Annotated in this window: 6 protein-coding genes and 1 pseudogene; 6 read left to right on the top strand and 1 reads right to left on the bottom strand. The window is 41.8% G+C overall.

Annotated features, from left to right (window positions below; all coding sequences use genetic code 11):
* From JL57_RS23175 to JL57_RS23190, 4 genes and pseudogenes are all read left to right on the top strand, one after another.
* Window positions 1–843: pseudogene (locus JL57_RS23175) on the top strand (hypothetical protein); the annotation flags it as partial.
* Window positions 844–1,335: 492 nt separating this feature from the next.
* Window positions 1,336–1,563 (top strand): hypothetical protein, encoded by a 228-nt coding sequence (locus tag JL57_RS23180; protein ID WP_034144300.1) that lies wholly within the window; start codon window positions 1,336–1,338, stop codon window positions 1,561–1,563.
* A 377-nt stretch (window positions 1,564–1,940) separates the two neighbouring features.
* On the top strand, window positions 1,941–2,918 hold the full coding sequence (locus JL57_RS23185; protein ID WP_291300464.1) for a sensor histidine kinase: 978 nt from the start codon (window positions 1,941–1,943) through the stop codon (window positions 2,916–2,918).
* Entirely contained in the window at window positions 2,899–3,222 is a 324-nt protein-coding gene (locus JL57_RS23190) for a response regulator transcription factor (protein ID WP_291300465.1), read from the top strand. The genes JL57_RS23185 and JL57_RS23190 overlap by 20 nt, the downstream gene beginning before the upstream one ends.
* 209 nt (window positions 3,223–3,431) lie before the next feature.
* On the opposite strand, the gene JL57_RS23195 is transcribed toward JL57_RS23190, so the two are convergent.
* A complete protein-coding gene (locus tag JL57_RS23195; RefSeq protein WP_034144301.1) occupies window positions 3,432–5,102 on the bottom strand; it encodes an IS1634 family transposase in 1,671 nt (556 codons plus the stop codon).
* A gap of 129 nt (window positions 5,103–5,231) precedes the next feature.
* On the opposite strand from JL57_RS23195, the gene JL57_RS23200 reads away from it, so the two are divergent.
* Together JL57_RS23200 and JL57_RS23205 are read left to right on the top strand one after the other, a co-directional pair.
* On the top strand, window positions 5,232–6,134 hold the full coding sequence (locus JL57_RS23200) for a transposase (RefSeq protein WP_034144302.1): 903 nt from the start codon (window positions 5,232–5,234) through the stop codon (window positions 6,132–6,134).
* Between the two features lie 31 nt (window positions 6,135–6,165).
* Complete coding sequence (locus JL57_RS23205; protein WP_034144303.1) at window positions 6,166–7,242, top strand: transposase; 1,077 nt, start codon at window positions 6,166–6,168, stop codon at window positions 7,240–7,242.
* The last annotated feature ends 24 nt before the right edge of the window (window positions 7,243–7,266 follow it).

Genomic DNA, 7,266 nt, shown 5'->3' on the forward strand with positions numbered 1-7,266 from the left:
GATAGGCAGTTTGTCTGGGACGATGAAGTCTGGCATATCCCAGCGATTTACACCTGCAGTAAAGGCTTGGTCGTGGACTTTTGCATACAGGTTCCAGCTGAGCGCATCCGTTCCTTTATGGACAAGTGGAATCTCTCTATTGAGAACGATGGAACCGACTTTACCGATGAACAGCGGATGCAGATTGACGCAGAAAATCCGCTGGCCATCAATATAAATCCGAAAGTTGTGTTGAACGGAACTGTTCTTTCAGGCTCTCATGGCTGCGGCGTGTCATGGAATCCCTGCTTCCCAGAGGGTAACGGCCTTGAGGTCAAGAGCGTGACCCAGCATTATGGCCTTGATCCTGCCTATGGCTGGGCAATCTGGCGCTCCGCTTTTCCTTGGACGAAGAAACGCAAATCGCAGATCACGACGCTCGGCGTAACACTGATGCAGGAGCCTGTCGCTATGTCGGGACCGCACTTTCATGTACCAGCGCCCGGTGAACGCATCGAGTTTACACACCCGACCACCGGCGCACAGCATACGCTGACCGTGCAGGAATATGAGCAGCACGAAATGTCCTGTGAGCATTTTGACAGCCAAAATCAGGAGTTCCCGACGCACTATACTGTGATGAGCTATACGCTCTCGCAGGATCTGCCTGATGGTGCATTCACCGTCACTGATTGCATTCGTTCCGACCAACCTCGGCAGAAGCGCACCAATCCCAATGAGCCGCAGGCATTCAACAGCATTTGCATCGGCATCATTGGTGGCGCAGGATGGTCCGACTGCCATCATTTTCGGCGGCAGCGGCCAAGGCAAGCTCCATGTAGCCTGCTCCGCACTGCACTTTGAGCCGGTGGACGATGTGGAGTGGCGCATGGTGTTTCATGAAAAAAGACGCGAAGATGTTACGGTGGAGCTGATATTAACCTGATCTAAGAGATTATATGCATAATGGGCAATTGATAAATTCCAATTTGTAGCGCAGGTCGACTCTCCGAAGCAAGGAGCCGACCTGCACATTTCTTCCGCCATTGGCAGTGAGATACACGCCGTCATTTTAGGTGAGAAGCGACACGATATTTAAGCGAAACAAACCCCAATTGCGATGTTCCAGTTATCCGTAAAGCCTTGTCATCGAAGAAATGTTTGGTTATTTTGCTCCATTTTTAGATCACCCTTACAAAGTTTACTAATGAAGCTTTAAGGAACACCGATACCGCTTTTTTAGGTAGATATGGGAAATCGATGATAGGTTTACTGTATTTAAGCATTAGGCACTAGGTGCGTGCCCATAGCGTATGACGAGATTATTCATTTACCAACGTTAAAGTGGTGGAAGAAATGATTAATGAAGATATTTGCTATAAAATATGCCCTAATAAAGAAGTAAGTATCTCGGAGTTTACCTTGGAAGAATTGAGCGTTCTTGAATTAGTGGCTACAAAATTCAAAAATCACAGAAGTAAAGAAATTGTGGATTATATGCATATGGAGAAAGCATATAAAGAAACACAACAATATCAAATAATCCCTTATACCTTAGCAAAGCGGCTAAGAGAACTAAAGTAAGAATACCCAACTGATGTCGCCCTAGACATTGTTTAGGGTAGCTGCAACGATTTACGGGATACTGAAAAGGTATCCCGTTTAATATTTTTAGATTCAATATTTTCAACAGAATTACTACGGAAAATAGTAATTCTATGAAATAATATTGAACAGTTAATACCTTAAGTGACCTCAAAACGCCTATTACCCAATAGAAAAATTGCGTAGACTTATTTAAGTCACTATTCTAAGGATTTTGCTTTACCCAACTAACTAGAAATAAGGGTAACGAATCTTTTGTAAGAGTGCATCTTTGCGCTCAAAGTGGAAACTACCAAGGAAACATTAATGTTGAAGATAATAAAGGTGGGTACTTAACGAAAGCGGTAGGAATATTTTTGGAAAAACCCAGTAAACAAATTGAATTAGAAGAATTTTTTCAAGCTGATCAAAAGATTAACTTAGAAACAGAAATACTCCCTGTTAGTTTACCAGCCGAGATCTATATTCCCTTTGTTTCTGATGAGTTTACTTGCGGGATAATTTTAGGCTACCGAAATTCCCATGTCGAATTTGTACTAGATGAACTACCGTTAATTACGTTGATTTCAAGTCAATTGGCTCAACGCCTAATAACGACGTTTATCATCCAGGAACTGACGAAAGAAATCAAGGACTTGGCCCGAAGATCTCTCGACTTACAACGAAGAAATCAGGGTCTTCAAGGAATAACTAGCTCTTTGTTTAGAAGCCTTGAGAATGAAAGGAAATTAATAGCATGTGAGATCCACGATGGACCATTGCAATTGGGGTTGGACTTGAATCGATGGTTAAAATACCTTGTTGAAGAATGCCCAACCAATGACGACAAAAAAGTAAAGGCTATTTCTCATATACGTGAGATAGTTGAGGACTTTAATTTTGAACTTCGTTCAATATTTAATAATTTAGGCCCACCATCTTTAACTGATTTGGGATTGCTTACTGCCATCGAATTAATGTGCGAAGAAGTAATGCAAAAAGAGCTGTTGCAAATTTCCCTAGAGACGGTAGGCCTTAATCGAGAAGAACGCTTTAAGGAAGAAGTTGAATTAGTGGCATACCGTTTTTTACAAGAGGGGATTTCAAATGCCGTGAAACACTCAGATTCTAACAAGTTGAAGATTCACATTGAGATGAATGAGTCTAGAATTGAAATGACTGTTAGAGATTCAGGTAAAGGTTTCGATTCTAGCAAGATAGAAGATTGGGCATTGACAGGTGCCCATTTTGGAATAGTCGGAATGAAAGAAAGATTAGAAGACTTGGGTGGTGATCTTGAAATCGCTTCGACAATTGGTCAGTTCTGTAAAGGAGATGATTCTGAGGATATTTAGAGTTAATGATGGAGGTGCGTATTTTTCTCAAGGCTTTGAGACTTTCCTACGACCCGAAAGTAACAGTGATGACTTGCATTCCCCAGTTAACTCTAAAATACTGAGTGAATTACTGACCCCTAAAGAAATAGAGGTAATAGAATTAGTATCAAAAGGTTTACACAACAAAGAGATTGCATCGGCTTTAGGTATTAAGGTTCGAACTGCGGAATCTCACGTTTGTAATATTCTTTCAAAATTAAGAGTAAGCAAACGTTTTGAAGCTGTCTTGTATTGGACAAATGTTAATAAGGAGACCCGGTAAGCAACAAATTAAAAATGAATCTGTGGGGTAATTTAATATTGGATTGACCATACAAAGATGGAGGACTTAGCAGTGTTAAGTCCTCCATTTATACTTGGTAGTACACACAGCCTTTGTTGTTTAGAAAAAACCGAGTAAATGGTTGGACCCCATTTTGAGCACCCATCAACGAGAATAATGGAATTATGAATGACTCATTTTTTCAATGATCATACGCTGTTGTCATATGGATTTACCATAAGAAGATCAAAGAGTTGTTGAGCCTGTTCGTTCTGCTGCATTTGCTTTTTCCACGTTTCATCTTCCCAGTCAAACCAATAGATCGTTACAATATGTTCCAACATCAGAATTACCTGTTTAGCTGTCGGTTTGCGCGTGTACCATCCTCTCACTGGTTGGAGTTGAATGTTCTGCTTCTCGACCGCTGTGCGAATGCGTTCTTCTAACCTCATATAGACAAACAGTGCAATCAATAGTACGTAACCCAGCGCTTCGATCCGTTCCGGTGTTTTCAAAAACAAGGAGTCTACAAACATCGGATCTTTCAAGAACTTAAAGCGCAACTCCGTACTGCTTTGTTGCTTGTATTCCCGCAGTACTTGCTCAGCAGGTAGTTCTGATGCATCTTCATGGTTGGTGGCTAACACGAAATAACCCATACGCCGCTCTTCTTCTTCGATGACCTCAAGTGGTACAGACGCGAAGTCGACATGAAGCGTGTAGACCGTTTCCATCTCCAGTTTCTCTGATTTCTTGGGTCTTCCGCGTTTGTCGCGGGGGGCAGGACGAGTTAGTAACTCGATTCGGCTTGAGAGGGGGAATAGTGATTTTCGATGGGTATGCTGAAACCTTTTCAATGCTTTTTGTGCGTCTTTTTCACATGAAAACTCTTGTCCGCTCAACTTTTTCGTATCTTTCTCCAATTGCAATTGTTCATTTTGCAGATGCCGTGCAAATGTTTCTTTTTTCTGCTCCGCTAAGTGGGTGGAGTATACGACGCTACAACGTAGCGGGATGCCGTGATAATCCTGACTTATTTCCTGAATGTGATATTCACTGGCTTTTTTCTGATCGGATATGCGGCCGAGGTTGATCATCTGCTTGTTCTGTAGCACCTGTTCAATGCAGATTTCGCGCAGTTTGTGATTTTCAGAGACGAGTGAAATAAAACGCAATCCTTTCCCGTGCGCCTTTTTGACGTTCGTTTCAGTAAAAAAAGCGCTATCGGCTACGTAAACTAGTTTGCGGATCTGCAGCGGATTCAAGGCTTCTGTCATGGTATCAATAAGTTGGCCGTTCCAGGTTTTGTCGTCGAGGTTACCGTCGTTGACGTTACCTAGTAACGGCATACCTCGACCGATTGTAACGAGTCCCATGACGATCTGCTTTAAATCAAAGCGTTTGTCTTTGCTGTATCCTTCATTTATCTTCAACGTGTCTGGGGCACTCTTGTCTTCGTAATCACCGTACATAATTTTGCTGGTGGTATCGCCATGAGCGAATTGTAACGGCGCATCTGTTGTGATGAGATTACGCAAAGTCAGTCCCGTAAAGATAGAACAAGATCCGGCGTCATGAACTGTGTCGAGTGCGCGTCCTAGGGCAAAACGGTTGAAATCCTCCGCAGTCCTTCCTACACCGAAAAGCCCCTCCACATCTTGCTCTTTATAAAATTCCTCCACTCGATACAAAGGTACTCGACCGCACAAAGTGTTGATGACCAGAGCTAAAATATGTTCTCCAGGGGATACGTTCCATTGTGTCGGATCCCATTTTACTGCGTGATTGATGTGCTCAACCAGTTTAATTTCGTTGCATAAAGAAAGAATGAGCCCCGTTGCTCCGGAACGAAATGTTTTAATAAGTGGTGCTTCCGCCATCTGAAATACCCCCAGCCAAATAAGTGCTGAGTTTAGAGGGCTCTTACTCAAATGAGATGAAGGAAGTGCTGGACATCCACGGGTTTTCACATTATGATATACTATAGAATTAAGCCTGTGAGGTGTGATATGTGTACAAAGGATTGGTATGGTATTTTTTCAACAGCATTACATAAAGAGTGCTTTACCCAAGGAGAGATTCAACAAATATACAAGATTGAAATGGAAGCAAGAACATTCTTTGATTTTGGTGGAATTGTTCCTGATTTTTTAATTCTTCAAAATATTGAACGGGACAGCAAAAAAATCCGGTATTATTGGGATTCTCGTTCAAGTGAAGCAATGTGCCCCTTTTGCGGCATGATGAGCAACAAGGAATGTAAGGACTACTTTGACAAGCCATTACAAGACATACCACAGGGCGGATTGGCGGTATATCATGTTGTACGCAGGAAAAAATATTTCTGTGAAAACCTCAATTGCCCGCATACCCGTTTTGTGGAACGGTTGGATGGTTTTGGCGAAGAAACCGCACGAAAAACAATCCGTTTTAAGAAATACTGTGTAGAACGGGCATTGGAAAACGGATGCAAACCTGCGGAAGACGCGCTAAAGAGAGATGGAGCTTTGGTGAGCAATGACTCAATCGCAAGATATTTAAAAGTGGAGTCTGCCAAGCAAATTGAATCTAATCTAAAGCGAAACGATGTAAGGGTTTTGGCGATCGATGACATCAATCTTCGCAAAGGGGACAAGTCGACAGGTTGTACTGTTTTAATCGATGAAGAAACCCATAGGGTTTTACTAATCATACGCGGCACTACCAAAGAAGCTGCAAAGAAAGCGATTGAGATGTTTCCTTCCGCAGAGTTTCTTAGTAGGGATCGAGCAAGTTCCTATGCGTCTGCAGCAACGGAATGTGGGAAAACTCAGATTGCCGATCGGTTTCATTTGATAAAAAATGCACATGCTACAGTAGAGGAAGCATTGAATTCGCGAAGGGAACGGCTGGGTTCAAGCCACGCAGTGTGAGGACATAATTCCTGTCAGACCATACTTCTATGTGCTTGAAGAAAATGTTGAAGAGCGGATAAGACTTGCCGGGTTGACAGAATTTAAAGCTAAAAGATATAGAAATACATTAAAGATTCTGGAATTGGCAGATAAAGGCGTAAAAACTGCCGATATAGCAAATACGTTGAATATACCACTCAAGGATGTACGACTGTTGCGTAGGACTGCAGTTAGCACATTAGACTATGTTGAGGAGAAGATGAAATCACGGATCAATTCGGCAAACGAAACAATTATCCAGCATGCGGATATGTTGCTTGATCGTAAACTAAAAACACTAAAGCCGAAAGCACATCCTTCTCACGACTCTATTGTTGAACCCTATAGAGAAACTGTTATAGCAGAAGTTAAGAAAGGCGCGAACCACAGAACTATACATCCAATCCTTCAAGCGCAGGGTTTCAAGGGAAGTCGCAATGCAATTTATCAGTATATTCTTAAGCTTCGCAAAGAAACGCCCGAGGAAATTAGAAAGGATACCCTTGAAAATCCTCCTGATCTTAAATTGGAGCATATTTCACGCGACACGGTTTATAAACAGGTGCTTAAGAAAGCGTCCGAAAGCCGCCCGAAAAAGGCCGAAGTAAAACAAGAAAATGCTTCACAGAAGAAGCCTCCTGAAAAAAAGTCGCCATTAAGCGACAAAGCCAAAGAGCTGATTTATGGTGTTGATGATGCTAATAATAGTGCTCAATCAAAAAGCAAGGAAAATGAACAAAAAAAACTTTTTGAAAAAACAGTAGCTTTGTATCCAGTGATTATGATTCTTGTGATTTTTTTGAGCGATTGCTATAAAGTGTTTGATGACTATAGTACCGTTGAATTGGACTTTTTTATTACTAAATACAAAGGCTGTGAAATTGCTCCGCTCGCACAATATGCAAATGGGCTGCTTGATGATTATGAAGCTGTAAAAAATAGCTTGATATATAAAGACATTAGCAATGGGCCATCGGAAGGCATGAATAGCAGAATTAAAATGAAGCATCGTAGAGGTGGAGGACGAGCTGGTATTGAACTGATAAATGCCTATAATGTCCTAAAAATGAGTGACCTTGCCGGATGATGTCATCTTATTTGAGAAAGAGCC

It is taken from the genome of Desulfosporosinus sp. BICA1-9 (assembly GCF_000802135.1).

Coding starts and splice junctions, on each gene's coding strand:
- JL57_RS23200 (WP_034144302.1), top strand. CDS start 5,232: ATGTGTACAAAGGATTGGTATGGTATTTTTTCAACAGCATTACATAAA.
- JL57_RS23180 (WP_034144300.1), top strand. CDS start 1,336: ATGATTAATGAAGATATTTGCTATAAAATATGCCCTAATAAAGAAGTA.
- JL57_RS23195 (WP_034144301.1), bottom strand. CDS start 5,102: ATGGCGGAAGCACCACTTATTAAAACATTTCGTTCCGGAGCAACGGGG.
- JL57_RS23190 (WP_291300465.1), top strand. CDS start 2,899: ATGATTCTGAGGATATTTAGAGTTAATGATGGAGGTGCGTATTTTTCT.